Source organism: Lutimaribacter saemankumensis (assembly GCF_900100005.1).
Classification (GTDB): domain Bacteria; phylum Pseudomonadota; class Alphaproteobacteria; order Rhodobacterales; family Rhodobacteraceae; genus Lutimaribacter; species Lutimaribacter saemankumensis.
Genome location: NZ_FNEB01000002.1, coordinates 408,259 through 434,077, shown reverse-complemented (window position 1 = coordinate 434,077; position 25,819 = coordinate 408,259). Strand labels below are relative to the sequence as shown.

General features: G+C 58.4%; 23 protein-coding genes. 11 read left to right on the top strand and 12 right to left on the bottom strand.

Features of this window, described 5'->3' with window-relative positions; translation table 11 throughout:
• Positions 1 to 50 precede the first annotated feature (50 nt).
• From BLT50_RS06795 to BLT50_RS06775, 5 genes are all read left to right on the top strand, one after another.
• Positions 51 to 554 (top strand): Lrp/AsnC family transcriptional regulator, encoded by a 504-nt coding sequence (locus BLT50_RS06795; protein WP_090027875.1) that lies wholly within the window; start codon positions 51 to 53, stop codon positions 552 to 554.
• Positions 555 to 691: 137 nt separating this feature from the next.
• Positions 692 to 1,834 carry a glycine cleavage T C-terminal barrel domain-containing protein gene (locus BLT50_RS06790; RefSeq protein WP_090027874.1) on the top strand — a complete coding sequence of 381 codons (1,143 nt, stop codon included), beginning with the start codon at positions 692 to 694 and terminating at the stop codon, positions 1,832 to 1,834.
• 10 nt (positions 1,835 to 1,844) lie between these two features.
• Entirely contained in the window at positions 1,845 to 2,294 is a 450-nt protein-coding gene (locus BLT50_RS06785; protein WP_090027873.1) for an OsmC family protein, read from the top strand.
• A 9-nt stretch (positions 2,295 to 2,303) separates the two neighbouring features.
• A complete protein-coding gene (locus tag BLT50_RS06780; protein WP_090027872.1) occupies positions 2,304 to 3,098 on the top strand; it encodes an enoyl-CoA hydratase in 795 nt (264 codons plus the stop codon).
• 3 nt (positions 3,099 to 3,101) lie between these two features.
• Positions 3,102 to 4,736: an acyl-CoA synthetase gene (locus BLT50_RS06775; protein WP_090027871.1), complete on the top strand. Its 1,635-nt coding sequence runs from the start codon at positions 3,102 to 3,104 to the stop codon at positions 4,734 to 4,736.
• Between the two features lie 252 nt (positions 4,737 to 4,988).
• Here BLT50_RS06775 and BLT50_RS06770 read toward each other — a convergent pair whose 3' ends face one another.
• The gene (locus tag BLT50_RS06770; RefSeq protein ID WP_090027971.1) at positions 4,989 to 5,417 is read right to left on the bottom strand and encodes a YqaA family protein; all 429 of its coding nucleotides are present in this window, start codon (positions 5,415 to 5,417) and stop codon (positions 4,989 to 4,991) included.
• Positions 5,418 to 6,111: 694 nt separating this feature from the next.
• Between BLT50_RS06770 and arsB the strand changes: the two genes are divergently transcribed.
• Complete coding sequence (gene arsB / locus BLT50_RS06765; RefSeq protein ID WP_090027870.1) at positions 6,112 to 7,119, top strand: ACR3 family arsenite efflux transporter; 1,008 nt, start codon at positions 6,112 to 6,114, stop codon at positions 7,117 to 7,119.
• A 503-nt stretch (positions 7,120 to 7,622) separates the two neighbouring features.
• A complete protein-coding gene (locus tag BLT50_RS06760) occupies positions 7,623 to 9,410 on the top strand; it encodes a sensor histidine kinase (protein WP_090027869.1) in 1,788 nt (595 codons plus the stop codon).
• Between the two features lie 287 nt (positions 9,411 to 9,697).
• On the opposite strand, the gene BLT50_RS06755 is transcribed toward BLT50_RS06760, so the two are convergent.
• On the bottom strand, positions 9,698 to 10,672 hold the full coding sequence (locus tag BLT50_RS06755; RefSeq protein ID WP_090027868.1) for an AraC family transcriptional regulator: 975 nt from the start codon (positions 10,670 to 10,672) through the stop codon (positions 9,698 to 9,700).
• Between the two features lie 143 nt (positions 10,673 to 10,815).
• Here BLT50_RS06755 and BLT50_RS06750 point away from each other — a divergent pair, with 143 nt between their 5' ends.
• The gene (locus tag BLT50_RS06750; RefSeq protein WP_090027867.1) at positions 10,816 to 11,592 is read left to right on the top strand and encodes an SDR family oxidoreductase; all 777 of its coding nucleotides are present in this window, start codon (positions 10,816 to 10,818) and stop codon (positions 11,590 to 11,592) included.
• Positions 11,593 to 11,597: 5 nt separating this feature from the next.
• On the top strand, positions 11,598 to 13,061 hold the full coding sequence (locus tag BLT50_RS06745; RefSeq protein WP_090027866.1) for a flavin-containing monooxygenase: 1,464 nt from the start codon (positions 11,598 to 11,600) through the stop codon (positions 13,059 to 13,061).
• A gap of 239 nt (positions 13,062 to 13,300) precedes the next feature.
• On the opposite strand, the gene BLT50_RS06740 is transcribed toward BLT50_RS06745, so the two are convergent.
• The 3 genes from BLT50_RS06740 to BLT50_RS06730 form a co-directional block, all read right to left on the bottom strand.
• Entirely contained in the window at positions 13,301 to 14,026 is a 726-nt protein-coding gene (locus BLT50_RS06740; RefSeq protein ID WP_139170480.1) for a hypothetical protein, read from the bottom strand.
• Between the two features lie 184 nt (positions 14,027 to 14,210).
• Complete coding sequence (locus BLT50_RS06735; protein ID WP_090027864.1) at positions 14,211 to 14,402, bottom strand: hypothetical protein; 192 nt, start codon at positions 14,400 to 14,402, stop codon at positions 14,211 to 14,213.
• Between the two features lie 104 nt (positions 14,403 to 14,506).
• Positions 14,507 to 14,701 (bottom strand): hypothetical protein, encoded by a 195-nt coding sequence (locus tag BLT50_RS06730; RefSeq protein ID WP_090027863.1) that lies wholly within the window; start codon positions 14,699 to 14,701, stop codon positions 14,507 to 14,509.
• Between the two features lie 74 nt (positions 14,702 to 14,775).
• Here BLT50_RS06730 and BLT50_RS06725 point away from each other — a divergent pair, with 74 nt between their 5' ends.
• Together BLT50_RS06725 and BLT50_RS06720 are read left to right on the top strand one after the other, a co-directional pair.
• Positions 14,776 to 16,071, top strand: coding sequence for an efflux RND transporter periplasmic adaptor subunit (locus tag BLT50_RS06725; RefSeq protein ID WP_139170479.1), 1,296 nt, complete (start codon positions 14,776 to 14,778; stop codon positions 16,069 to 16,071).
• Complete coding sequence (locus BLT50_RS06720) at positions 16,068 to 19,172, top strand: efflux RND transporter permease subunit (RefSeq protein ID WP_090027861.1); 3,105 nt, start codon at positions 16,068 to 16,070, stop codon at positions 19,170 to 19,172. Before BLT50_RS06725 ends, BLT50_RS06720 begins: the two co-directional genes overlap by 4 nt.
• A gap of 88 nt (positions 19,173 to 19,260) precedes the next feature.
• Here BLT50_RS06720 and BLT50_RS06715 read toward each other — a convergent pair whose 3' ends face one another.
• The 7 genes from BLT50_RS06715 to BLT50_RS06685 form a co-directional block, all read right to left on the bottom strand.
• Positions 19,261 to 19,929, bottom strand: coding sequence for an NnrU family protein (locus BLT50_RS06715; RefSeq protein ID WP_090027860.1), 669 nt, complete (start codon positions 19,927 to 19,929; stop codon positions 19,261 to 19,263).
• A 1-nt stretch (position 19,930) separates the two neighbouring features.
• Positions 19,931 to 21,118 (bottom strand): NnrS family protein, encoded by a 1,188-nt coding sequence (locus BLT50_RS06710; protein ID WP_175491413.1) that lies wholly within the window; start codon positions 21,116 to 21,118, stop codon positions 19,931 to 19,933.
• A gap of 250 nt (positions 21,119 to 21,368) precedes the next feature.
• A complete protein-coding gene (locus tag BLT50_RS06705; protein WP_090027859.1) occupies positions 21,369 to 21,608 on the bottom strand; it encodes an NnrT protein in 240 nt (79 codons plus the stop codon).
• Positions 21,605 to 21,781: a protein NnrT gene (locus BLT50_RS06700; protein ID WP_090027858.1), complete on the bottom strand. Its 177-nt coding sequence runs from the start codon at positions 21,779 to 21,781 to the stop codon at positions 21,605 to 21,607. The genes BLT50_RS06705 and BLT50_RS06700 overlap by 4 nt, the downstream gene beginning before the upstream one ends.
• A gap of 1 nt (position 21,782) precedes the next feature.
• Entirely contained in the window at positions 21,783 to 23,666 is a 1,884-nt protein-coding gene (locus BLT50_RS06695) for a nitric oxide reductase activation protein NorD (protein ID WP_090027857.1), read from the bottom strand.
• A gap of 5 nt (positions 23,667 to 23,671) precedes the next feature.
• Entirely contained in the window at positions 23,672 to 24,466 is a 795-nt protein-coding gene (locus tag BLT50_RS06690; RefSeq protein WP_090027856.1) for a CbbQ/NirQ/NorQ/GpvN family protein, read from the bottom strand.
• Positions 24,467 to 24,469: 3 nt separating this feature from the next.
• On the bottom strand, positions 24,470 to 25,819 hold the full coding sequence (locus tag BLT50_RS06685) for a cbb3-type cytochrome c oxidase subunit I (RefSeq protein ID WP_090027855.1): 1,350 nt from the start codon (positions 25,817 to 25,819) through the stop codon (positions 24,470 to 24,472).

Genomic DNA, 25,819 nt, shown 5'->3' with positions numbered 1-25,819 from the left:
CAGATTTATGGTCGTCTTTTTCGTATCAAAATTGCGAAAGCTGGAAGCCCGTGAAAAAGTCAGGCCTGGATGCCACGGATATCCGTATCCTAAGCGCTGTTCAGCGGTATGGGCAGCTCAGCAAGAGCAGGTTGTCCGAGATCGTGAACATTTCGGCCACGCCCTGTTGGGCGCGCTTGGATCGCTTGAAGGCGCGGGGTTTCATTCTTGGTTTCCATGCCGAGATCGCACTCAATAGGGTTTGTGATTTCAGCCAGGTCATGGTCACGGTTTCTTTGACGCATCATCGGAAAGCGGATTTCGACAGGTTCGAGGCGTGGGTCGGCCGCCGCGATGAAATCATCGAATGTGTCGCGACGGGAGGTGGGATGGATTACGTCATGAAAACGATTTGCCCGTCCTTGAGCGCTTTCCAAGATTTGATGCAGGACATGCAAGAGGCAGAGTTGGGCGTCGATCGATATATGACCTATATCGCGACCCGGGTTGTAAAATCGGCAAAGCCGAATATCGCGAAACTGGCGGGGCCCGTGCCAAGCGACCAAACAGTCTGAGACTTGGCGAAATTTCAGTCCGAACGGTCTGGTCGACGGCAATTCTTTGGACCGCTACGACTGATTTTCCAGCGCTAGAAAAGTGTCATCATAAACCGATTCCCGGCCTATCAGTCCGGTGACATTGAAGGCGCAAAATGATGCAAGCAGACGACTTCGGCTTCGGCACTCAGATCCGCAAATCCCCATACTTCGACGCGACCGTCCGGTGGGGGGCAAAGGGGTTCTCTGTCTACAACCACATGTATATCCCTCGTGACTTCGGTGATCCGGAACAGAACTTCTGGAACCTTGTGAACGATGCGATCCTGTGTGATGTCGCTGTCGAGCGGCAGGTGGAGATCACCGGGCCGGATGCCGCACGCTTTGTGCAGATGCTGACGCCGCGTGATCTTTCCAAAATGGCGGTCGGCCAGTGCAAATACATCCTCATCACGAACGCACAGGGCGGTATTCTGAACGACCCAATTCTTCTGCGCCTGGCCGAGAACCACTTCTGGATATCGCTTGCGGACAGCGACATCCTGCTCTGGGCACAGGGTGTGGCGGTGCATTCAGGAATGGATGTCACGATCAGCGAACCCGACGTATCACCGTTGCAGTTGCAGGGTCCGAAATCGGGCGAGATCATGCGCGCGCTTTTCGGGGACGAGATCATGGACCTGAAATATTACTGGCTTCGCGAACTTAACCTTGATGGCATTCCGCTAATCGTGTCGCGGACCGGTTGGTCGAGCGAGTTGGGCTATGAACTCTATTTGCGCGACAGTGCATATGGCGACGCCCTCTGGGAGCGGATCATGGCAGTCGGCATTGAATATGGGCTGAAACCTGGCCACACCTCGTCGATCCGCCGGATCGAAGGCGGCATGCTGTCCTATCACGCAGATGCCGACATCAACACCAACCCTTACGAGCTGGGTCTCGACCGACTAGTGAATGTCGACATGGAGGCAGATTTCATCGGCAAGGATGCGTTGCGCCGCATTCGCGATGAAGGTGTGGCGCGCATGCAGGTCGGTCTGATCATTGATACTGATCCGCTCAAGGGGCCAAACACCCGTTATTGGCAGATCAACCACAACGGCGACGAAATCGGCAAGGTTACTTCGGCGATCTATTCGCCCCGTCTGGAGCGCAACATCGCGCTGGCCATGGTTGCGGTCGAACATGCCCATATTGGCACGCAGGTAGAGGTCGTGCTGCCGTCTGGTCCCACAACGGCGACGGTGGTGGAACGCCCATTCTTCGACCCGAAGAAGTCGCTGGCAGCGGCATAAGGGCTTCACCATGTCCAACCTTGCCATTGACCTGCATTGGCAGCGGGGCGGAACTGTTCTGCAAGCAGGCAGTTATTCCGCGGCACATAGGGTGTCATTCAACGGCACCTTCGACATGGATGTGGACGCTGCCCCGGACTGGGGCGGCGATCCAGCCAATACCAACCCTGAACAGGCGCTGGCCTCGGCATTATCCAGCTGTCACATGATGACGTTTCTTGCCCTGGCAGCCAAGGCAGGTTGGCCCGTTGCGGGTTACTCCGATCATGCGGTGGCCCACCTTGGAAAAAACCCGCGCGGCCAGATGTCCGTGGTGCGGATCGACCTACACCCGGTGGTTCGTTTTGATCCGGGTTTTGCAGTGAGTGATGAGGCGCTGGCCCAGATGCAGGACCGGGCCCATCGCTACTGTTTCATCGCCAACACACTGGCCGACAGCGTCAAGATCAACATCTTCTGAGGAGCCGAGATGAGCGACATTCTTTTACGCGACTTGGATGCGAACGGCATCTTGCGCCTGACCCTGAACGATTCAGCAAAGCGCAATGCCTTGTCAGAGGCCATGCTGAAGGCCCTTGGGGACGCCTTTGTCCAGGCAGGGGAAGACCCGGCGGTGCGCGTAATCGTTCTGGCCGCAAATGGTCCTGCATTTTGTTCTGGACACGACTTGAAGGAGATGACCGCTGGGCGCTCAGGCGCCGATCGCGGCAGGGAATATTTCACCTGCGTGTTGACCAAGTGTTCCAGTGTTATGCAGGGTATCGTCAATTGCCCCAAGCCTGTGATCGCCGAAGTAACCGGTATTGCCACAGCGGCAGGTTGCCAACTGGTTGCCAGCTGCGACCTGGCTATTGCGGCTGATACAGCGCAGTTCAGCACACCGGGCGTCCATATCGGTCTTTTCTGTTCGACGCCGATGGTGGCTCTGTCGCGGAATGTGGCGAACAAGCACGCGATGGAAATGCTGCTTACCGGCGACATGACGTCCGCATCGCGAGCGGCCGAGATAGGCCTAGTGAATCGCTGGGTTCCGCAGGATCAACTGCGAGAAGAAGTGCTGACCGTTGCCCGCAAGATTGCGTCGAAATCCTCGATGACGCTGGCGACCGGCAAACGCGCCTACTACGCGCAAGCCGAAATGCCTTTGGCCGAGGCCTATGATTTCGCAAGCCGGGTCATGGTCGAAAACATGCTGGCGCGCGACGCCGAAGAGGGGATTGGTGCTTTCATCGCGAAACGCGCGCCCCAATGGCAGGACGCCTGAGAAATGGGTAATCCCTACAACACCGGGCTGGACCGCAATCCCGCGAACTACCAGACGCTTACACCTTTGGGTTTTCTGGAGCGCGCCGCACTTGTCTTCCCGGAGCACACCGCGATCGTGCATGGAGCGATGCGGCGTAGCTATGCGGAATTTTATACCCGTTCGCGGCAACTTGGTTCGTCTTTGGTGAAACACGGAATAGGGCGGGGCGATACTGTTTCGGTTTTGTTGGCAAATACTCCCGCAATGCTTGAATGCCACTATGGTGTGCCGATGTGTGGCGCGGTGCTGCACGCGATCAACACCCGGCTTGATGCGGCCATCATCGCGTTTCAACTGGATCATGCTTTGTCGCGGCTGGTGATCGTAGATTCTGAGTTCCTGCCGCTCTTGAACGAAGCACTTGCGCTTTGCGATGTAAGCCCGACTGTCATAATCTATGACGATCCAGAGTATGTCGGGCCGCGCATTGAGGCGGAGGCCACTGATTACGAAGCCTTCCTTACCAGCGGCGATCCCGACTTTGCCTGGTTCATGCCGGAAGATGAGTGGGACGCCATCGCGATAAGTTATACTTCCGGAACCACAGGTGATCCGAAAGGCGTCGTAACACATCATCGCGGCGCCTATTTGTTGGCACAGGGCAATGCGCTGACCGCTTCCATGGCGAAGCATTCCGTCTACCTTTGGACCCTGCCGATGTTCCACTGCAATGGTTGGTGTTTTCCTTGGACGCTTTCAGCAATCATCGGAACGCATGTTTGCCTGCGGCAGGTCAGGGCCGAGCCAATTTGGAATGCGTTGGCAGATGAAGGGGTTACGCATCTCTGTGGCGCGCCGATTGTCATGTCCCTGTTGATATCTGCGCCTGCGACGGTCAAACGTGCCGTGCCGAACCCTGTGCAGTTCTTTACCGCTGCTGCGCCTCCCCCGGAAAAACTGTTGGCCGACATGAAGACTGCAGGGTTTGACGTAACCCATCTCTACGGCCTGACAGAGACGTATGGGCCGGCTGTGGTCAATGACTGGCACGAGGAGTGGTCTGCACTGCCTCCCGTAGAGCAAGCCAGGCTGAAATCACGCCAAGGCGTGCGCTACTTGCCTCTTGAAGGTTTGGACGTGCTTGACCCCGATACGATGCAGCCCGTTCCACGTGACGGTCAAACCATGGGCGAGGTTATGTTCCGCGGTAATGTTGTGATGAAGGGTTATTTCCGTAACCCCAGCGCCACCAAAGAGGCTTTCCGCGGCGGGTGGTTTCATTCGGGAGACCTCGGTGTCGTTCATCCCGACGGATACATCCAGCTTAAGGATCGCTCGAAGGACATAATCATCTCGGGAGGCGAGAACATCTCGTCGATCGAGATCGAGGAGGTGCTCTATCGGCACAACGCCGTGTCAGTTGCAGCCGTCGTCGCGATGCCGCACGAAAAATGGGGTGAGTCACCCTGCGCATTCATTGAGCTGGCAGAAGGCGAGCAGGTGGATGCGGGCGCATTGAGGGCTTGGTGTCGTGAACACCTCGCACACTACAAGATCCCTGGCCGCTTCATCTTTGCAACGATCCCTCGGACATCGACTGGCAAGATACAGAAATTTGCTTTGCGCGAGCAGGCGCGGGAGTTGGAGCAGATGTAGTTGTGGTTTCGTGTCGACCCACGGCGTTGCGTGCGAGATTTCGGTTTTTTGGAGCCAATAGCTGTTCGACAAGTTCCATCCATACTCGGTTGCCAGTCCAGGGCCCCGATCAAAAACGGGTTTTTCTGGCGAGATGGCCACAAGAGCCTGCTTAGTCTGTTTAGGACGTCGGATAGTATGCGTAAGGCGGAACCATTGGCTTGACTGACTCTGCGCAGGTTATGCTGCGCCCAGCCTTCGATTATGCGGTTACTAAAAGACAGCCAACGTGATTGCAGCAAGCACGAGGTAACGACCCGCCTTTGCTGCCGTGACCACAATCGTGAACCGCCACAACGGTTCCCGCAGAGCCCCGGCCACGACCGTCAAGGGGTCGCCGATGAACGGAAGCCAGCTTCCGAATAGGCTCATCCAACCCCAGCGGCGATACCACGCTTCGGCGCGAGCGCGGTAGGAGGCTGACACTGGCATGCGCGGATGTTCGCCCAGATGCCCAAGCCATCGCCCAATTGCCCAGTTCAGGATTGCGCCAAGCACATTTCCTGCGGTCGCTACCAGAAGCAGAAGCCAGACCGGGTGTGATGCGTTCAATAGAAGTGCGACAAGCACAGCCTCTGACTGCGCGGGAAACAAGGTTGCAGCGAGTAGAGCCGCCAGGAAGAGGCCGATCAGCGCCAGCAATAACCTATCCTTTTCCTCTGCCGACGGGGCTGCAGACCGTTGGCGAAGCACGAGTCTCGATGATGGCCGGAGCCAACCATGGCCCCGAACTTCCAGCCTGACTGATTGGGGTGTTCGTGTTGTAATATTTCAGAATATTCCCGCAGCCAAACACATCCTTCCGACACTTCTTCTCTCCCGTCCTTCTGAGATGGTTCATTCCATGGTCCGAAACTTTGCATCGATCTCTGCCTTACTATTTGGCTCCGCTCTATTGCTGTTCGCCGGTGGCGTTCATGGCCTCATCCTGCCTGTGCGGGGGGCATCGAGGGTTTCTCGGCAAGTGCGCTAGGGCTGCTGGGCACGGGCTGGGTGCTTGCACGTCTGCCGGTGTTCCTGCTGTATTTCGCACTGTCCTTGGCAGGGGCATTCTCCGCTGGTCTGCTATTCCAACTGTGGGTGTTGGCGTAGCGTGTGTTTTGAAAAACTCGACTGGCGCTTTGCTGAATAGGGGGGCACTCCAAAAATGACTGCTCGGGGCAGCCGCATAGTTTTCGGAGCTGCTGTGAATGGTCTTGAGCTCGAAGAGTTGTTGCTTCAACCGCGATGACTTTGTGGTCTCTTCGGCCACGATCGTTGTGTCTATTGGCGATACAGGAAGAACGCGTGGCTTGCGCATCTTGTGTCGTAAATTTCGTCGACGCATGATCGTAAAATGAGTGTTTTCGAAAGATACTTGACCCTCTGGGTTGCGCTGGCGATGGTCGCTGGGATCGCCATTGGCAATGCGGCGCCCGCTCTGGTCGAAGCCGTTGCCGCGGCTGAAATCGCGAGCGTAAATCTTGTCGTTGCCACTTTGATCTGGGCGATGGTCTACCCAATGATGGTTGGCGTGGACCCCGCCGCGCTGAAAGACGTAGTCAAGCAGCCCAGGGGCCTTGCCATAACGCTCGTCGTCAATTGGTTGATAAAACCGTTCACGATGGCGGCGCTCGGCGTTCTTTTCTTCGAATTGGTTTTTGCCAACCTGATTTCTCCGGCAGATGCCCAGCAGTATATCGCCGGGTTGATTCTGCTGGGTGCTGCGCCCTGCACGGCGATGGTATTCGTCTGGTCGCAGCTGACCAAGGGAGACGAGAATTACACGCTTCTCCAGGTTTCGGTGAACGATGTGGTGATGGTCCTTGCCTTCGCACCGATCGTTGCGTTTCTTCTTGGGGTGACTGACATCAGCGTGCCTTGGTCAACGCTGGTGCTTTCCGTTGTTCTGTTCGTCGCCTTGCCTCTGGCGGCAGGTGTCTGGACGCGCGCAAGACTGGGAAGCGAGGAACGAATTGCAGCGTTTCGCGACAGGATCAAACCCGCTTCCGTGATGGGGCTGATTTTAACCGTAGTCATTTTGTTCGGTCTGCAAGGCGAGGTCATCATTGATCGCCCCCAGATCATCGCGCTCATCGCAGTTCCAATTCTGATCCAATCCTATGGAATATTCGCCTTGGCCTATGGTGCAGCCTACGTGCTTCGTGTGCCTCACAAAGTGGCTGCGCCCTGTGCACTCATCGGCACGTCGAATTTCTTCGAGCTTGCTGTCGCCGTCGCGATCAGCCTGTTCGGTCTGAACTCAGGTGCGGCGCTTGCGACGGTTGTAGGGGTGCTGGTCGAGGTTCCCGTTATGCTATCACTGGTGGCTTTCGCTAACCGCACGCGGTCGCAATTCAGCTGAGCGTTCTACCGGAACGGCCGGCTGAACCTCCACAACTGCACTGGTGCGCCGCTATGTTCAGGAATCGGAGGACCGAGAACAGCAAGCAGGCAACCAAACCCTGAAGACATTGTCTTGAATTTACGAGAGGACGCGGTGCCCGTTGGGGCAGCCTAGGTTGCATGGTGATAGAGTTGGGTGCTGTGAGACTTCACAGAGACTGTTTTCGGGCTCGATACGGGCGACACTCTTAGTGCACAGGCCGTATTTTCAGAGCAGAAGTGGCTCGTTCAGTGGCTTCGGATAAGACGAGCCTCTGATGGACTTTATGCTTTTGTGACACTGCTCTGCCTTGTTCGGGCCGTTTTCGCGATATAGGGCTTCTTCGTGTTTATTGCTGGCTTCGAGCTGATCGTGCCAAGCGGTTTGGACCCGGTCGCAATGTCATCGGCGAATCCATCAACAACAGTCAAAAGTGTTGCCTCCCAACCAAGATCAAAACGACCGGGTGTAACCAAGAACCAATGAACTGTCTTACCCCTCTGACCTTCGCATTGCCCGCACTTGTTGCCGCAACCTTGTGGATCGCCTGTGCGGCCGTCCTGATCTGGGTCGTTCGAAACCATCGGTTTGCAGGTAAAGCCGCATTTGTCCTGACACTCGCCGCAATGCTTTGGTGGCTTTTCACGGTTGCGCTCGATCTTGCGTCACAGGAAGAAGCCTGCAAGGTCGGCTGGTCCTTGGCGGCGTGGCCCGGAATTACGCTGCTACCCATCGCTTGGGCATTTTTCGTTTACGACTATACCATCAATACGAAAGAAAAGCGCCAGACGCTTAGGCGAGTGCTTTATGTCGGCTTGCCAGCCCTTGTGAGCATTATTGCGCTGACCAATGGCCAGACACACCTTCTCTACGGCACCGATACGAGGCTCGTAACCGAAGGCTCCAAATCATACGTCGATTTCGATCACGGTCCGCTATTCTATGCAGTCGCTGCAGGCCTCTATGTCTTTGTGTTGGGAGCCCTGACCGTGCTTGCCTACGCTTTTGCGGGAGCGAAGAATACCATACGGCCCTTTCTAGGTGTCTTGTTTCTGATTACCGTCGCGCCCCTGCTGGCAAACGTGGCCTACATCGGTTGGGACTTCACCTTTTTTGGCTTCGATCCAACTCCATTCATGTTCGCCGTCGCCTTGATCGCGTTGAGCTGGCTCATCGTAAACAACACGTTGATGGATACTGTCGCACAAGGACGGAGGTTGCTGTTTTACGCAACCAACGATCCTGTGATTTTGGTGGATGCTGCAGGTCGCTTCATAGCGGCAAATTCAGCGGCGAAAGCTTTCTTTGGAAAGAAACTACCGCATGAAGGGCAGCCGCTTGGCTATATGACATTACTGGCTCCGATAGTTGCGGGTCTCAATGAAGTCAGCGAACAGATGACTTCCGACGTCATCAGATACATGGACCGTGTTTTCGAACCGCGGATATTGCCCATCGAAAACCCTGTTGGTTCAAAAGGAAACCCATTGGGTTGGGTAATCTCCTTTGTCGATATTTCGGAAAGAGAACGCTCTTCCGAAGCCTTGCGTGAGGCGCTAGCGCGCGCTGAGGCAGCGAACGAGGCAAAGTCTCAATTCCTGGCCATGATCAGTCACGAGTTGCGCACACCTCTTTCTTCCGTGAAAGGCGGTTTGGATCTTGCTTTGAATGGTGTCGTAGGCGACGTCAGTGATCCCTTGAGAAACCTGCTTTCCATCGCCCAGAGAAACAGCCTGAGGCTAATGAAGTTGATCGAAGATGTTCTCGATCTCCAAAAGCTCGATCTCAGCACGATAAAGCTGGAAACCCAAAACATTCATGCCGAAGACTTTTTACGAGAAGTCACAGAAGAATACGAGGCTTACGCTGATGAAGCCAATGTTAAGCTCGAGATCATTTCGTGTGACGTGAATGCGATATTGCGTGCCGATCCATTTCGCTTGCGGCAGGTTATCGGCAACGTGATATCCAATGCGGTGAAATTTTCGGAACGCGGGGGAAAAGTAGAGTGTTCCGCAATTGTGATGGGCTCACATCTTAGGATTTCGGTAAGGGACAGTGGTGTTGGCATTCCAGAAGATCAGGAAGACATTGTTTTTGGCCGTTTCGGACAAGTAAAAAGCTCCCTTTCGCATGTATCGGGGGGGTCGGGGCTAGGGCTGCATATTGCCAAGCTCTTGATCGAACGAATGGGCGGATCGATCTCCTACGAAAGTGAGCTTGGAGTTGGCACTACTTTCAACATCGACACACCTTTGTCTGGAAGCTAGTTCATTTCTGCTTTGAGAAAACGCAAATGGGTATCCCTTAAGCGCAGGGAAAATCATGATCCGCGTGTCGGGGGTTCAAGTCCCTCCTCCGCGACCACTTTCCCCTCGCATCCGAATATTGTTGTCCTGGCAGCATTGCCTGAACCGTGTCCGTTTACAGTGCGCGCCATGCGGCGGTGCCAATTCGCTGCGCTTGCACCGGTCGGCCCGATGCTCTGATCCCCTTGGGGGCCCTGAGGCAGTGGCCTTGTCGGGCTTTGGTCCACCCTTGGCTGTTGCAATACTGGTCAGCGGGCGCGCGCGCGGGTTTCGCTTGGCAGCTCTCCAAACCGCTCACGATAGGCTTCCGAGAACCGCCCGAGATGCGTGAAACCCCATGTCATGGCAACTTCAGTGACGCTTCGCTGTCCAGCGACGAGGTCTGCCCGAACCCGATCAAGCCGCATGTCGCGCCAGTAGGCAAGCGGGCTTGTTTCTCTGAACTTGCGAAAAACCTCCTGTAGACTGCGGGGCGTTGTGCCCGCCGCATCGGCGATTTCGGCAAGGCTGATTGGCTTGTCCAGGTTGTGTCGAATGAACGTTTCGGCAGCGCGGAGTTTCCGCGGCGCCACATCAAGCTTCGTGGATGTCAGAACGCCGGAGTAGTTGTTGGGAACTGCCTCGATGAGTCCGGTCATCAGGGTGCTTTCCATCTGCCGCCCCATCAGGCAACCGGTTCCTATGCAGCTACGGCCTTGGTCGATTTCGGAAATGAGAAACCTGACCAGCCGCGAAAGCGCCGCGCCTTTTCCCTTTGACGTGTCCATCGGTCCTTCGAACGTGAGGCGACGATCAACGCCGCCGCCAAGCATGGTCGTGAGGTGTTTTGTCAGCGCGTTCTTGTCAATCTGAACAAGCGCCTTCTTCGTGCCTTCCGACCATCGCATCCTTGTCGGCAAGTGCGGGTTGAGAACCGAGGCGCGACGGGTGTCGGTTTCGTAGCTGAAGCTTCCGTTCTCGATGGCTGCGCCCCCCGCCAAGGGGATCTGCACGAGGTAGAAGTCTTCCAGCGCGCCTGGATTGATCGCGACGTCGGCACCATAGGCGATGTAGTTCAATGAAAGGCTTTCGCCGCGCAGGTGATGTTGCATCGCGTCGAACCGACCGCGCCCGACGATTTCAAGCCGGTGCGGACAGAAAATTCGGGCCACACTTTCACGAGTTTCGTCAAGATCGGAACTACGAAACAAGCGATGCGCGGCGAGGGGAATTGCCTTTGCCATCCCCGGCTCCTTTCCGAGCGGCAAGTTCCTGACAAACACAAGTATCCGCGTTTCCCGGACAGCCGCTGCGCATTTCGGATAGCGATCATCAGAACACGTCAGCAGGATTTTTCAAGTTTAAAATAAATAACAGGGAGAGATTCATGCGTGGTCTGAAGGATAAGGTGGCCATTGTTCCAGGTGGAGCGACCAAGATTGGTCAGGCCGTTGTTGCGGCTTTCCGCGAGCACGGCGCCAAGGTGATGGTCGCAGACATCAACACCGATGCCGGTAGCGCGATGGTCCAGGACGGAGTCGGTTTCCGGGAAACAAACCTGCGCGACGACAAGGCGATCCAGGCTTTGGTTGAGGAAACGAAAGCCGAGTTCGGACGGATCGATTTCCTTGTGAACGTCGCTTGTTCCTATCTCGACAACGGTGCGGATTCGACGCGAGCCGAATGGCTTGAAGCGCTCGATGTGAATGTCGTCGGATCGGTCATGTTGATGCAAGCGGCGCGAAAGGAACTTGCGGCCAACAAGGGCGCAATCGTGAATTTCGGGTCGATCTCGTCGCGCGTGGCACAGACGGGCCGCTGGCTGTATCCGGTTTCGAAAGCGGCGATCCTGCAGCTTACCCGAAACCAGGCCATGGACCTTGCCCCGGACGGCATCCGGGTTAACGCAGTCAGCCCCGGCTGGACCTGGTCGAACATCATGGATGAGCTGACAGAGGGCAACCGCGAGAAGACAGACAAAGTCGCGGCGCCGTTCCATTTGCTTGGCCGGGTTGCGGACCCCGAAGAGGTTGCAGCCGCGGTGGTCTTTCTTTGCTCGGACGAGGCCAGCTTTATCACCGGCACGGATATCCGGGTCGATGGTGGTTACACCGCCATGGGGCCAGAGCGGGCCGCGCCTGCAATCCCTCTTTTGATGGAGTGACGCTCATGAAAATCGCGGTAATTGGTGCCGGGTTTGCGGGCCTGGCGACGATCAAGCATCTGAAGGACTTTGGCCACGATGTGACGGTCTATGAAAAGGTCGGAGATGTCGGTGGGGTGTGGTCTGCAAGTCGAACCTATCCGGGCATCACCACCCAGAACGGCAAGGATACTTATCACCTGTCGGACTATCCGATGCCAAAATCCTATCCCGAATGGCCCACGGGGCCTCAGGTTCAGGCCTACCTGGAGGATTATGCGGAACATTTCGGTTTGATGCCGGATATCCGGCTGAACACCGAAGTGAAGGCGACACGTCAGGAACCCGATGGGCGTTGGGTCGTCGTCACCGAGAATGGCGAGGAAACCTTTGATCACCTGGTTATCGCCAATGGCATTTTCTCGCGCCCCGCGGTGCCAAGCTTCGAAGGTCAGGAGGCTTTCATCGCCTCCGGGGGCCGGGTTTGCCACAGTTCGGAGTTTCTGGACCTGAGCGATGCGCGGGGACAAAACGTCGTTGTAATCGGTTATGGCAAGTCTTCCTGCGATGTTGCCGCCGCAGTCGCCGAAGTCGCATCGAACACGACGGTGGTTGCGCGGGAAATCATCTGGAAGTCGCCTCGCCGCTTCATGAACGTTCTCAACTACAAGTACCTGTTGCTGACACGCATGGGCGAGGGTCTGTTCAAGTATATCCGGCCAAAAGGGTTCGAGAAGTTCCTCCACGGTGTGGGAAAGCCGATCCGAAACCAGATGGTGGGCACGGTGCAAGGCATCACCACGCGCCAACTCAAGCTTCGCAAGCTTGGACTTGTGCCGGAAGGACCGTTCGAGAAGATCGCCCGCTCGACTGTTTCATTGGCGACGGACGGGTTTTACGACCTCGTTGCCGAAAAGCGTATCGTCGTGGAACGCGATACCGAGATCGCCCGGCTGGAGCTGGTCGATGGATCGCGCTTTGCCGTGCTGAAAAACGGAAAGAAAGTGCCCGCTGACATCATCATCTGCGGCACGGGCTGGCATCAGGAGATCCCGTTCCTTGACCCGAACATCAAGGGCAGGATCTTTGATGCGAAGGGCAACTTCCGGCTATATAACTGCGTCAAGCCAATCGGCGTTCAGAATTTGACCTTCAACGGTTACAATTCGAGCTTCTTCTCGGCGCTGTCTGCTGAAATCGGAGCGCTTTGGACCGCCGCCTATATCGGCGGGGATATCAGCTTGCCTTCTGAATCGGAGCAAGCGCGCTTGACCGATGAAAGACTGGCATGGATGGAAAAGCGGACCGAAGGCAAGCACGCACGCGGCACGAACGTGATACCCTTCTCCATGCATCAGATCGATGAATTGCTGGATGACTTGAGGTTGCCAATACCAAGACTGCAAAGGTTCATGGAATGGCAAAGACCGATCAAGCCAAGTTCCTACACGAAAATCGCTAAGCGATTGAAGCAGCGAATGGGCGCATAGCTTTGGGCATGGAAGTCGTGTGGGTTCTGTCTTGATGGTTGGTTCCGGCCTGTTCGGTCACGGTCTTTGAGGTCGTTCACGATACCGGAAAGGGCACGCGCGGTTTTTAGCGCTTCGCGTGCCCTGCAACGCGTCTGCGTTTGATCATGCTATCTGTTCCGTTGTTGTATGCGTCGGATGCTCAGCCAGAGAAGCCACATTTTTTGCCTGGAGCCGATGCAAATGAACGTCTTGATGTCTCAGCGGTGACGCTTGCGCCCCTTTGGGTCCAGGGGCGGCGGCTTGGGCGTACGTGCGACTTCTTCGGCATCGGCCGTATAGTCGAGTTGGTAGTGTGTGGCGCAGGCTCCCTCGCCGCCACGTTTGTCCAGCTCTTCGATGGGAAGGCAGGCGGTCACTGCGGTCTCCAGCGCACCCTGGTCATACCCGGTGATGACGAGAACCCATGACAGTGGAGTGTCCCGTCCGCGTAAAGCCTGTTCCCGCGTCATCGGCGGCTGAGGAAGCGGTTCCATCAGTTGTGCGCTGGTAACGCCGCGAAACGCAAGCGCGGCAGGCATTGCGTCATTCGACAACCAATCCACCAGAGCCTGTCTGGTCTCTTTGCGGATTTCGAACCGCATCGCGATAGCGGAAGCGCCGAGGCCAAAGCCGGCACAGGTAATGATATTGCAGAAACCGCGTGTCATGCCCTGAAAGCGTGGCATGATCGACCGGGTCCAGGCGGTCGGGTCGTTCAATCGTTCGAGGTAGGCGGGCGACGTTGCGATATCGGTGCCGCTGACTTCGTAAATAACCATGTACCGCGGGGATTCACCATTTGTGACCCACCGCGTTGCGCGCAGGAACCCCGGAACCGAAAGGCGTTCGTGGAAATGTTCATAGCTGTGCCAGTCGTCGTGATCCGCCCACTCCCCGCCGATCTCGTAAAACAGCACCATTGCGGCGTCGCTTCTCAAGGCCATATCCGCCCCCTGTTCGGGTCTTTTAACAGTTCACCTTGAACACCAAAACGCTTGTAAAGGCCGTAGGCCCCGCATTCGTGTCTGGTTGCGATAAATCCCGACCGGTGGAAAACACCTGGAATGTTTCCCCCGGCACAAGTTGTGCAATCCGTCGGGCCGATCAGGTGCGTCTAAAGACGGCAGTCTAGTCCGTCAGGACGCCGACGCCTGCTCCGACGACGGCGCCTTGAACGCAGCGGCCATCGACCAGAACCTGACCGACTGCACAGCCAATCGCCGCCCCGACGACGGCGCGCTCGAGATCCGAACTGTTCGAGTTACAGGCAGCAAGCCCGAGGACGGCTGCCGTTGCTAGAAGAGCGTTCCGATTCCACATTTGTAGGACTCCTTTGAATATCCGGCACGAATGCCGAGTTGATCGAACGGAAACGTGCAGAAGTACGACCGCAATGGCTGCGTTTACCGATTACAGGATACAAATCACATCTCACCTGCTGGCTTGGCCTTGGGTGTCGCGGCGTTCACCAGAGGGTGCGGTTCATTTGTGCTTGGAATGAACCCACCGGCCTTGACTTGAGTCAATTCCGAAATCGCCGTGATCAACTCAAACCGTTTGGGCCGTTTCGCGCGCGTCTTGCCGGTCTGAAGTCTGGCGCTTTCCAAGCGTGTATTCATATCGGAAAAAAACCATATGAAAGAGCCCCGTCGCGGCATAGAGTTTCCGTGATTTCATTGTCGGGGTAAGTTGGATGGCGCGCTGGCTTTCAGGATTTTCAAGAGCATTGGCGATTGCCGTTCCTCTGTCTCTGGGCGGATTGAGCATTGTCTTTTCCGACCAGTTGGCGCACCCGCCGGCGGCCAAAGAACGCGCAAGACCATCTACACCGGTGCGCGTTGTCACGGTCGAACCCATCCGGGTAACGCCGCGTGTGGTTGGATACGGCAAAGTTGTACCTGTGCATGAATGGCGTGCCGTTTCGCGGCTCGAAGGGGCCATAGTCTCTACCTACCAACGCCTCGAGCCGGGTGAAATCGTGCCGCAGGGCACACCGCTTGTTCAGATAGAAGATGCGGATATCCGGCTGTCCCTGGCGCAGGCCGATGCGCAACTGGCATCGTTCGACGTGCGGCAAACGACCCTTAATGCGAGCCTCGATCTTGCGCGGCGTGACCTTGAATTGTCACAGGCCGAGCTTGTCCGTCAGCAGGAACTCGCGGGCCGCGGCGTCGTAAGCGAAGCCGTGATCGAACAAGCGCAAAGACAACAGCTTTCTGTCCAGGGACGCGTCGTCGAGATCGAAAACCAACTGGCATTGAACGAAGCCGAGCGCCGCGTCCTTTCGGCGCAACGCGCACTCGCCGAGCGATCACTTGAATTCACGACGATCGTGGCACCTTACGATCTGCGACTGACTTCGGTGAACGCAGAAACAGGGCAAGTGATCACAAGAGGGCAGACGCTTCTGAGCGGTGAAGGGATAGAAGCGGTCGAAATTGCCGCCCAGTTTCCGATGGGGCGGTTGGGGCCTGTCGTGCGTGCACTGCAGGGCGGTGGATCGGTCCTTGATTTGGATGCGCAGGTACGTTTGCCGGCGGCGGGGCATCTCGTAATGTGGAAGGCGCAAGTCGACCGGGTCGCCGAAGCGATTGATCCGCGCACCCAAAGCACGGGGATCGTTGTGCGCATTGATGGTCCGCTGGCGCAGGCCGAAGCTGGAAAACGCCCTCCCTTGAGGCGAAACACCCTCGTCGAGGTCGAGTTGAGCGCTCCGACGGTTTCTGTTCTTGCACTTCCGGTCGAGGCAATCCGCGGCGACTCGGTTTTGATCGTGACGGACGAGGGCAAGTTGACCCGGCGAAGCGTTTCTGTGGGCTATCGTGTGGAAGGCTTGGCCGTCGTCGGCAGCGGTCTGGCGCCGGGTGATCGTGTCGTGGTGACGGACCCTTCTATCGCAGTTGTCGGGATGGATGTGAAACCGGTTGAAGACCAGGCGCTCAAGGCAGAGATGACGCGGATGGCTCTGGGTTCGGAGAAGGCCGAATGATCCGCGATTTCGCAAGGCATCCCACCGCCGCGAACATTCTGATGTTGGCGATACTCGCCCTGGGCTTTGCCGCACTGCCGACCCTGCAGAGAGACACGTTTCCGGTCGTTCCACCCACTGAGGTCGAGGTTGGCATCGCCTATCCTGGGGCCACGTCGGCAGAGGTGGAACGTGGCGTCTGCATGGCGGTCGAAGACGATGTGCGTGCGGTGGACGACCTGCAGAGCGTGAGTTGCCTGTCGCTGGAAAACCGGGCGCTACTAACTGCGGAGATGCTTGAGGGGGCTGATATCCAGCGATTTTACGATGACGTGATGGCCGCTATCGAAGGCACCGACAACCTGCCGAACGAAGTAGAGCCCGCGGTTGGCCGTATTGTGGAACGGGTGGCGTCTGTAGCGACCGTCGCAATCACCGGAACAGACGACCCTTTTGCCCTTGTTGCCTATGCCGAGGGCCTGGCCGAACGGCTTGGCAACGATCCACGGATCGCCCGCGCTACCGTATCGGGTTTCTCGGATCGGGAAATCTCTGTCGAGACCTCGCTCGCAGCGCTGCAAAGGCATGAATTGACCCTTGGCGACATTGTTGCCGCGCTTCAACGCGGCAGTCTGGACCGGCCAGCTGGTGTTCTGGCAGGGCAGCAATCCGAGACCGCGGTACGCTTTGAAGGCGAACGGCGTGATATCCCGGCCCTCGAAGCCACGCCGGTGGTCATCGCAGAGAACGGTGCTGTCGTCACGCTGGGAGAGGTCGCGAGGATTTCGACGCAGTTTTCCGATCCGTGGCAGGCCTCTTATTTCGATGGTCAGCGCGCTGCACTTGTGACCATCACGAAGTCCGACACCCAGGATGCCTTGCAGGTCATGTCGGCAGTTCAGAGCCATCTGGACGAGGAAAGGGAAAACGCGCCCGGTGATATCCGCCTGACCATCTCTCAGGATACGACGGCCAATATTCGCGAACGTTTGCGCATCATTGCCGTGAACGGTGTCCAGGGTTTGATCCTTGTACTTGTGACGATGTGGCTTTTCTTCGGGCGGAGGCTTTCGTTCTGGGTCTCGATGGGTCTGCCTGTGTCGTTTCTGGGGGCTGTTTTCGCGATGCAGTTGTTCGGGCTGACCATCAACATGATGACAATGGTGGCCCTGCTGGTCGCAATCGGCTTGTTGATGGACGATGCGATCGTCATTGCAGAGAATATCGACCGAAGACGGCTGATGGGTGAAAGCCCGTTGCAAGCTTCGGTAAACGGAACGATGCAAGTCGCTCCGGGGGTTCTGGCGTCATTCCTGACGACTGTAATGATCGTCGGCCCGTTGGCGTTCATGACCGGCGACATCGGTGCTGTTCTGAAATTCATTCCCTTCACGCTGGTGATCGTTCTTGTCGTCAGCCTGATCGAAGCCTTTCTCATCCTGCCAAATCATCTTGGGCATGCGATCAAGGCGGAGAAACCCGGCAGGATCACTCGAACAGTCAATCTTGGTTTGGACCGGGTGCGCGACAAGGTGGTTCTGCCTCTGTCGGATATAAGCTTGCGCTACCGCTATCTGACCATCGGCTGCGCGGGCTTCTTGCTGCTGTTCTCGGTCGCGCCTTATGCAGGCGGGCTGATAAAGTTTCAGAGCTTCCCTCAACTCGAAAGCGACACAGTCGAGGCCCGGCTGCTCTTGCCGCAGGGAACGCCGCTTGAACGAACCGAGCAACGCGTTGCCAAGGTAGTGGCCGCCTTGGTGGCAATGGACGCCGAGATGACGCCGCAACAACCAGGCGCTCAGAGCCTGGTGCAGAACTTTACGATCTCCTACGGGGTAAACGTCGACACGCCAGAAACCGGGGCCAACATGGCGACGGTCAGTGCGCAGTTGCTTCCGGCGGGTGTCCGCAGAACGGATGTCGCAACCATCGTGGACATGTGGAAACGAGAAACGGGTCCGCTGCCTGACATGGTTGCGCTTCGCTTTACCGACAAGGAACGTGGGGTCGGAGGCAAACCCATAGATGTGAGATTGCAGGGTGAGAACCTGGGAGATCTGGAGGCAGCGGCAATCAAGCTGCGCCGGTTTTTCCTTGGTTTTGCCGGGGTTCGCGACGTGACGTTCAACCTTCAGCCAGGAAAACCCGAATACGTGGTTCGTCTTAAAGATGGCGCCGCAAATACACTTGGCATCTCTGCGCGCGATCTTTCCGGTGAATTGCGTGCAGCGTTTCGAGGGGATACCGGGCTTGAGTTGCGCGACGAACATGGTGTTTCAGCCGTCAGGGTCCGGCTTGCAGGGGACAGCTTGTCCGATCAATTGGATATAGCCGAGTTGCGCTTGCGCGCGGCGGATGGTGCCTTTGTCCCCTTGTCGGCAGTTGCCGATATCGACATGTCCCGGGGCTATGCAAGCGTCGAGCGTATCGATGGTAAGCGCACGGTTGCGGTGCAGGGTGCGATAAACCCCGACGTTGCGAATGCCCGCGAGCTGATGAGCGCGATGAAGGCTGAATTCTTGCCGGAACTGTTACAAGAACACCCGTCCGTATCGGTGGTGGTCGCAGGAGAGGCGCTGGATGTCAGCAGCACCGGGGCTTCCCTGGCAAGAAACCTAGCTATCGGCATTCTTGGGGTCTATCTCATTCTTGCGTATCAGTTTCGGAGTTTCGTTCAGCCGGCGGCGGTTATTGCTGTTATTCCGCTGGGGATCGTAGGGGTAATTTGGGGCCACATGGCACTGGGTCTGCAGATTTCCCTACCCAGCCTGGTCGGCCTTGCAACCCTTGCCGGCGTGGTGGTGAACGACTCCATCCTGCTGGTCGAGTTCATAAAGCAAAGGCTGGATCAGGGCGACGAGATCATCAAGGCCGCTAGGGATGCAGCCGGTGATCGGTTTCGCGCGATCTTCCTCACGTCATTGACGACCGTTGTCGGATTGGCGCCTCTTTTGTTGGAGCAAAGCACCCAGGCGCAGTTCTTGCGACCGATCGTGGCAAGCCTTGCGTTTGGTTTGACAGGTGCAACTTTGCTTGCGCTTTTCGTCACACCGGCGGTGTTCGTGGCGCTGGCGGATTTTCGGTTTGTTCGTGCGTCGGCAGGTGATCAAGAGATCAATTGAGGACGGTTTGCTATTGGCGGGGCGGGCCGAAACATCCAACGGTCCCTGACGAGCGTGCGCCCGTGTTCGCGGGCCCGCCCGGTGATGGTCACAGGGCGGGCACACCGATCACGTATGGATGGGCCAGCAACAGCGTGGCGAAAACCGCCACGCCGAGCGCAAGCCGGGTGACCAGGCCCGGCCAACCAAGTGGGGCCGGCACCCACGGCGCGGCCTTGCGGGCGGTGTTGAGAGCCGTCCACCTTGCAGCACCAAGGCTTTGCTGCTTGCGCCGGTCGATCAACGCGCCACCTGCGACGGCGAAGCTGCCCAGCACACCGAACAGGATGACATGCGCCAGGTCACCATTCGGCAAAAGATGCACACCCGCCCAGATCGCGAGGGCCACCAAGACAGGGTGACGCATCCAGCGCACGATGCCGGGCCGGGCCGGATCGAAGCTGTCGTTCCTCGCGCCGCCGAATGAAAACGGGTTTGGGCGTCCGATGCTTGTTGCAAGTATCAGGCTGACCGCAAGCATGCCCAAATGCGCCGCGTGGCGGTGCCACTCCATTTGCGGCCAAAGCTGCACATACGGCGCCTGCCCTGCTGACCAGATCAGCAATGCCAGCATCGCCACCGAAAGGGTCGAATAAGCCAGCCCAAAACCGCGTGTGCCAAGCAGACGCACCGCCTGGGATTTGACCGCCGGCCGCACCGGGATCGAATGCGTGAGAAAGAAGACCGCGAAGATTGCGGCAAAGCCGAACCAACCCATGTTACTTCTCCGGTTTGGGGCGGATGAGAGACGGACCGTATGCAATCGCGAACCCAGCGAAGGCGTACAACCACAACACCCCGGACAGGCTTGTAAGTTCAGTGTAGGTCGATGCGCCGAGCCGTGCCAGAACCGACCCGAAAAGACACAGATAGATTGTCAGCGTTGCCCAGTTCGCGATCAGCGGCTGACCTGTGTGACCGAGGCTGGCTCGGGTCATGACGGCGAGGGTCATCGCGCCGATGGCCCCGGCCATCCAGAGGTGCTGTGCCGCTGCGGTGCCCGTATTTCCCGTAACCAGATCGAAACCAATGGCAAATCCGCCCAACGGTATGAACAGGTACGCGACGTGCAAAACCCATAGCAGGGGTTCGCGCAGCGTATGGTGCGGTTGCCATCGCGTTTGCCGAACGAGGTGCAGCCCACCGAACGCGAACAAGGCGATACCGGTCGATATTTGCAGGGGCCGGAATACCCAAAGCGTCAGGATGGCTATGCTGCAAAGCAGCACCAGCTTGTCCAGGCGCTGCATCGGTGGCGCAGGGCGCGCGGGATTGTGCTCTTTCGCAAGCCAGTTTCGCGTGAACGATGGGATGATCCGCCCCCCGATCACGGCAATCATCATGATAGCGGTCGCCAGGCCAAGGCGCAGCCCGACGCCCTGCGCGGCGTAGGTGCCGCTTGTGGCTTCGACGTGAAAGATGCCGTTGGCCAGTGTGAAGACAGCCAGCAGGCCCAGAACGATCAGGTTGCGCCAGTTCCTGCCCGCCACGATCTCGCGCAGGATCAAACCACCCAGCGCCACCGGGAAAGCCAAGTCGATGACCGGCGCCACGGCCATGGGGACAAGTGCTGAAACCAGGACGGCGATACGTCCCGCCGCCCACAAGCAGAAAAGCGCAGCGAGACGCCAGCCGACCATCGGCAGACGACCGGTCCAGTTGGGTACAGCCGTCAGCAGGAACCCGGCCAGGACCGCACCCAGATAGCCGAAAAGAAACTCATGGGCATGCCAGGAGACTGGCTGAAAGCGCGTGGGCAAGGTGATCGCGCCGGATAGGGCGGGCAACCACAACAGCATCGCCAGCACGGCCCAAAGCGTTCCAAAAAGGAAAAACGGTCGGAAGCCGAAGCTGAAAAGCGCAGGGCCCTTCCACGCGCGTATCTGTTCTGCAGAGGTCATTGCCATTATCTGTTTCCCGTTCAGGTGCACCAGGACGTGAAAACCTGCTCCTCTCTGGAGCGGGTCGATACGACGCGGGTGCGGTTGTGGAAAAAGCCAAGACACCGTTGGTACCATTCAGTATGTGCGCCGGATGTCAGGCCGCTTGCGACCCGATGGTCACGTGTCCGGTCGCGCAGCAGTGCGGGCGCCAAGCCGGGCTGCATGACCAGCCCTGCGACATCGCTTGCGGATTGTCCTGTTTCCAGCCTCATCTTCATGGTGCGTCCGATCCATCGGCCACGTCCATCAGGCGGCGGATGTGGCGGGCGAAATACCACGTTGCGGGCGCTCCGATCAGGCATCCCAATCCCAGCGACCAAGATGCCGTGGCGACCGGCCAGCCCACCCAACTGAAGATCAGCGAGGCGAAAAAGACGTTGACCGCTGCTGCCCCGGCTCCAAACGGATAGAGCGCCAGTGCGATACGCCGGGTGGACCAGCCCCGCCGGGTCATCTGCGCGACACCAGCGATTGAACGGCGAGCATCGACACGATCAGCGCGATGGAGGCCATCGCGAACCAGAATTCGGCAGTGGCCGACTGCGCCTGCGGGACAGGCCGGTCGAAACCTTCGGCAAATGCCGGTGAAGAAAGGAGCGAAGCAAGGGGAAATGCAAGTGTGCGCATGTCATGTCTCTTGTGTCAGGGTGCGGTAGATATCGGGCAAGGCCCGGGTGAGGCGTTCGGGATCGGGCAGAAGGGTGAACCCGACGCGCCCGAAGATGCGCGCGAACCAATCCTGTCCATCCTCGTCAATGATGATGCCGTGCAGGCTGTGGCCCGCTGTACGGGCCTCGCGCACGGCCATGTGGCTGTCTTCGATACCGTGCTGACCTTCGTAGTGGTCAAGGTCGTTCGGCTTGCCATCTGTCAGAACGATCAGCAGCCTGCGCGCGCTGGGCTGTGTTGCGAGTTGTGCGCTGACATGTCGGATCGCAGCCCCCAGGCGGGTATAGTGGCCGGGGCGCAGTGCCCCGATATTGGCTGTGATGTCGGCTGACATTGGCGCGTCGAATGTCTTGCAGCAGGTCAGGAAGACACGGTTCCGCCGCAGCGACGAGAACCCCCAGATGCCCAGGCGGTCGCCCGCCGCGTCAATGCCCCTGGCAAGGGCGGCCAAAGCCTCACGCGCGACCTCGATGACCGAGGTGTCGCCGATGGCGGCCTCGGTCGACCGGGACGTGTCGACCAGAAACGCGACTGACAGGTCACGCTCGGTCTGGCGCGCCGATTGCCAGATACGGTCCGATCCACGCCCCGTGGCCGCAAGGTCAGCCCGGGCGGTCAGAAGCGCGTCGAGATCGAGTTCGGATCCGTCGACCTGCCGCGGCTGAAGGATCCTGCGAGGGCGCAGCGCCTCGAATTGGCGGCGAACCTCACGCTGGCGCCGGGCATCAGGCAAGAAAGGTGTGGAGCCGGGGCAGGCGGGGGCATCCAGCACGCGGCAATGGCCCGGCATGTAGCTGCGGCTGCAATGGTTCCATTCGGGATAGGTGAATTCCCCGGCCAGGGCCTCATGATCGGCATCCGCTGGCGACAAGTCGAGATGTAGACGCAGGCGGGTTGCGGCCTTGCGGTCCTGTTTCGAAAGCGTGATCTGGTCCTGATCGTCGGCCGCTTTCTGGGCGTTTTCGTCATCGTCATCGTCGACGCTTCGGTTGATGTTCATCGACTCAACCCAGGACAGGATCGACTCGAAGCGGTGGATGATGAAGCTGTCTTTGCGGTTCTGCTGGTCCTGATCCTTGCGCTGGCCCGGTTTGCGGCCGGTGCGGGCCGCGCTGGGTGGCGGCGCTGCCGGATCGGCGTGCTCGTCGCTGGCCGCCGCGCCCGTGGCCGGATTGGCAAAGCGCAGCCAGATCACCACTGGCGCCGCAGGCATGTAACCGCGGGGCGCGGCAGAAGGCATGAGTTCGGGGCTTTCGGCGCAGAGTTGGTCAATAATAGCGGCTTCAATGGCCGCTTCCTGCGGGGGGCGCAGGATGTTTGGGCGTGCTTCGGCGCAATGCCGGGCCATCCGCGCAAAGCTGCGCCGCAGACCGGGACACGCAGCATAGGCCGCGTCGGCTGCTGCCACGTTGGCCCGGATCTGGGCGCAATCGCGCGCGGGTCCGTCCACGGCAAAATCAATGGCCGCCATGTCCGAGCAGGCAGCAAGCGCCGTCAGCCAGAAGAAGGTCGCGCGATTAAGTTCGCGATCGGGGAAGGCGGCGATCAGAGGCGGCAGCGCCAGGCGTTCACCATCGAAACTGGCGACCCATTCGTGATCGCGCTCGGCCCCAAGCTTGCGCCGCAGGGGACGGCGGTGCTGCACCAGCGTCGCGGCAGCCTCGGACAGTTCCACCCCCGGTGCGCCGCCAAGCGCGCGGAACATGACCGCAAGGCTCGGGCGGACCGAAGCGAGCGTCACGCTCGCTTCGGGGTAGGTGATCTGGGCGCCGATCCTGCTGGCCATATCGTGCCAGAGGTTGCCGACGGTTTCTTCTGGTTCCATCAGATCGAGAAGGTGCATCGGTCCTATCCGTAGATCGTTTCGACCAGATCGCGCAGTGCCTGTTGCACGTCCGGTTCGTCGCTCAGAGGTTCGATGACAGAAGCTTCGAGCGCCTGGATAACCCCCATGCCGCCCGCCATCAGCGTCGCGGCATAGATCAGCAAGCGGGTCGAAACGCCTTCTTCCAGATCCATGCCCGACAGCCGCCTGACATGACCGGCAAGCCGCACCAAGGGTGCGACCCGCCCTGGCTCCAGCCGGCTTTCGGCCGAAACCACGGCGATCTCTGTCTCGGGGTCGGGAAAGTCGAAGGAAATTGACAGGAAGCGCTGCCGTGTGGACGGTTTCAGCCGCTTTAGCACGTTCTGGTAGCCGGGATTATAGGAGGCCACCAGCATGAAACCCGAAGGTGCCAACAGTTCCTCTCCGGTGCGGTCGATCATCAAGGCGCGGCGTGTATCTGTCAGCGGGTGCAGGACCACTGTCACATCCTTGCGCGCCTCTACCACTTCGTCGAGATAGCAGATTCCGCCTTCGCGCACGGCGCGTGTCAGCGGTCCGTCGACCCATACCGTTTCGCCGCCCTTGAGCAGGTAGCGTCCGATCAGGTCCGCGGCCGACAAGTCGTCGTGGCAGGCCACGGTGTAAAGCGGTTTGGCCAGCCGCGCTGCCATATGCTCGACGAAGCGGGTCTTGCCGCAGCCGGTGGGCCCCTTCAGGAGAAGGGGCAAACCGTTTTCATGGGCTGTCTCGAACAGGTCGCATTCGCGGCCTGTGGGCTGGTAGAACGGAAGGGTGGGCTTGTTTTCCATGTTCATGGCTCACTCTCCCGGAACCGGGTTTGCAGAGCCGGGTGCGATGATCTCGGATCTGCGGGCAACCAGCGTCGAGTAGATGAACAGGAGTGCCCCGATCACCACGGCCGCCCCGGCGCCAAAGCGCATAAGGTAGAAGACCGAAAGGCTTTCCTGCACGTCCATGTAGTATTCGCCCACCACACGTTGCATATGCGTCTGGATGGTGCCCGCGAAGGTCAGCACGAAGGTCATGAAGGCCATTCCGCCGGTCATTAGCCAGAAGCTGGCCATGTTCAGCACCTGGTTATAGGGCGCACGTTCGCGCAGCATCGGCATCGCATATGTGAAGACCGCGAGGTTCAGGGCGACATAGGCGCCATAGAATGCGAGGTGGCCGTGGGCTGCGGTGATCTGCGTGCCGTGGCTGTAGAAATTGACGCCGTGCAGCGTGTGCAGGAACCCCCAGACGCCAGCGCCGAAGAACGCGACGGTCGACGACCCCAGCGACCACAGCAATGCGGCCTTGTTCGGGTGGTTCTTGCGACCCTTCCATACCATGACGAATGCAAAGGACATCATCAGGAAGAACGGGATCACCTCGAAGGTCGAGAAGATCGAACCGACCCACTGCCAATAGCCCGGCAGGCCGATCCAGTAGAAATGGTGCCCGGTGCCCAGGATGCCCGAGAACAGCGCGGTGGCAACGATGACATAAAGCCATTTCTCCACCACCTCACGGTCGACCCCGGTCAGCTTCAGCAGCAGGAACGCGAGGATGGCGGCCATCACCAGTTCCCATGTCGCCTCGACCCAGAGGTGCACCACGAACCACCAGTACATCTTGTCGAGGCTGAGGTTTTCTGGATTGATGAAGGCAAAGATCCAAAGCAGCGACAAAAGCCAAAGGCCCATCAGCAGCACGTTGGTGATAGCTGTCCGCTTGCCCGAAAGCACCGTCATCGAGATGTTGACCAGGAAGATGACCGCAGCGACGAGGATGCCGAACTTGACCCAAAGAGGCTGTTCCAGAAATTCGCGCCCGCCATGGATTCCGACAAGATAGGAACCCACCGCACCCAATGTGCCTACCAACAGGATGACCAGTTGGATGTAGGCCAGTTTCGGCGACCAGATCTCGCGTTCGGATTCCTCGGGTACGAGGAAATAGGCGGCGCCGAAGAAGCCCAGCAACAGCCAGACGATCAGCGCGTTGGTGTGGATCATGCGGATGACGTTGAAGGGCAGCAATTCGGACAGGAAATTGGGCGACACATAGATCCATCCCGCCAAAAGACCGCCCAACACCTGGATGCCGAATAGGGCCAGGGCGGCCAGGATATACCAGTACGCCACTTTCTGAGATTCGTATTTCAT

Bases quoted from the DNA above. Each gene is read 5' to 3' on its own strand.
- BLT50_RS06715 (WP_090027860.1), bottom strand. From the start codon at position 19,929: ATGGGTTGGTTCGGCTTTGCCGCAATCTTCGCGGTCTTCTTTCTCACG.
- BLT50_RS06685 (WP_090027855.1), bottom strand. From the start codon at position 25,819: ATGAAATACGAATCTCAGAAAGTGGCGTACTGGTATATCCTGGCCGCC.
- BLT50_RS06745 (WP_090027866.1), top strand. From the start codon at position 11,598: ATGAAAATCGCGGTAATTGGTGCCGGGTTTGCGGGCCTGGCGACGATC.
- BLT50_RS06690 (WP_090027856.1), bottom strand. From the start codon at position 24,466: ATGAACATGGAAAACAAGCCCACCCTTCCGTTCTACCAGCCCACAGGC.
- BLT50_RS06740 (WP_139170480.1), bottom strand. From the start codon at position 14,026: ATGGCCTTGAGAAGCGACGCCGCAATGGTGCTGTTTTACGAGATCGGC.
- BLT50_RS06755 (WP_090027868.1), bottom strand. From the start codon at position 10,672: ATGGCAAAGGCAATTCCCCTCGCCGCGCATCGCTTGTTTCGTAGTTCC.
- BLT50_RS06695 (WP_090027857.1), bottom strand. From the start codon at position 23,666: ATGCACCTTCTCGATCTGATGGAACCAGAAGAAACCGTCGGCAACCTC.
- BLT50_RS06760 (WP_090027869.1), top strand. From the start codon at position 7,623: ATGAACTGTCTTACCCCTCTGACCTTCGCATTGCCCGCACTTGTTGCC.
- arsB (WP_090027870.1), top strand. From the start codon at position 6,112: ATGAGTGTTTTCGAAAGATACTTGACCCTCTGGGTTGCGCTGGCGATG.
- BLT50_RS06780 (WP_090027872.1), top strand. From the start codon at position 2,304: ATGAGCGACATTCTTTTACGCGACTTGGATGCGAACGGCATCTTGCGC.
- BLT50_RS06785 (WP_090027873.1), top strand. From the start codon at position 1,845: ATGTCCAACCTTGCCATTGACCTGCATTGGCAGCGGGGCGGAACTGTT.
- BLT50_RS06725 (WP_139170479.1), top strand. From the start codon at position 14,776: ATGGCGCGCTGGCTTTCAGGATTTTCAAGAGCATTGGCGATTGCCGTT.
- BLT50_RS06705 (WP_090027859.1), bottom strand. From the start codon at position 21,608: ATGACCCGGCGGGGCTGGTCCACCCGGCGTATCGCACTGGCGCTCTAT.
- BLT50_RS06735 (WP_090027864.1), bottom strand. From the start codon at position 14,402: ATGTGGAATCGGAACGCTCTTCTAGCAACGGCAGCCGTCCTCGGGCTT.
- BLT50_RS06750 (WP_090027867.1), top strand. From the start codon at position 10,816: ATGCGTGGTCTGAAGGATAAGGTGGCCATTGTTCCAGGTGGAGCGACC.
- BLT50_RS06720 (WP_090027861.1), top strand. From the start codon at position 16,068: ATGATCCGCGATTTCGCAAGGCATCCCACCGCCGCGAACATTCTGATG.
- BLT50_RS06775 (WP_090027871.1), top strand. From the start codon at position 3,102: ATGGGTAATCCCTACAACACCGGGCTGGACCGCAATCCCGCGAACTAC.
- BLT50_RS06730 (WP_090027863.1), bottom strand. From the start codon at position 14,701: ATGAATACACGCTTGGAAAGCGCCAGACTTCAGACCGGCAAGACGCGC.
- BLT50_RS06700 (WP_090027858.1), bottom strand. From the start codon at position 21,781: ATGCGCACACTTGCATTTCCCCTTGCTTCGCTCCTTTCTTCACCGGCA.
- BLT50_RS06790 (WP_090027874.1), top strand. From the start codon at position 692: ATGATGCAAGCAGACGACTTCGGCTTCGGCACTCAGATCCGCAAATCC.
- BLT50_RS06710 (WP_175491413.1), bottom strand. From the start codon at position 21,118: ATGGCAATGACCTCTGCAGAACAGATACGCGCGTGGAAGGGCCCTGCG.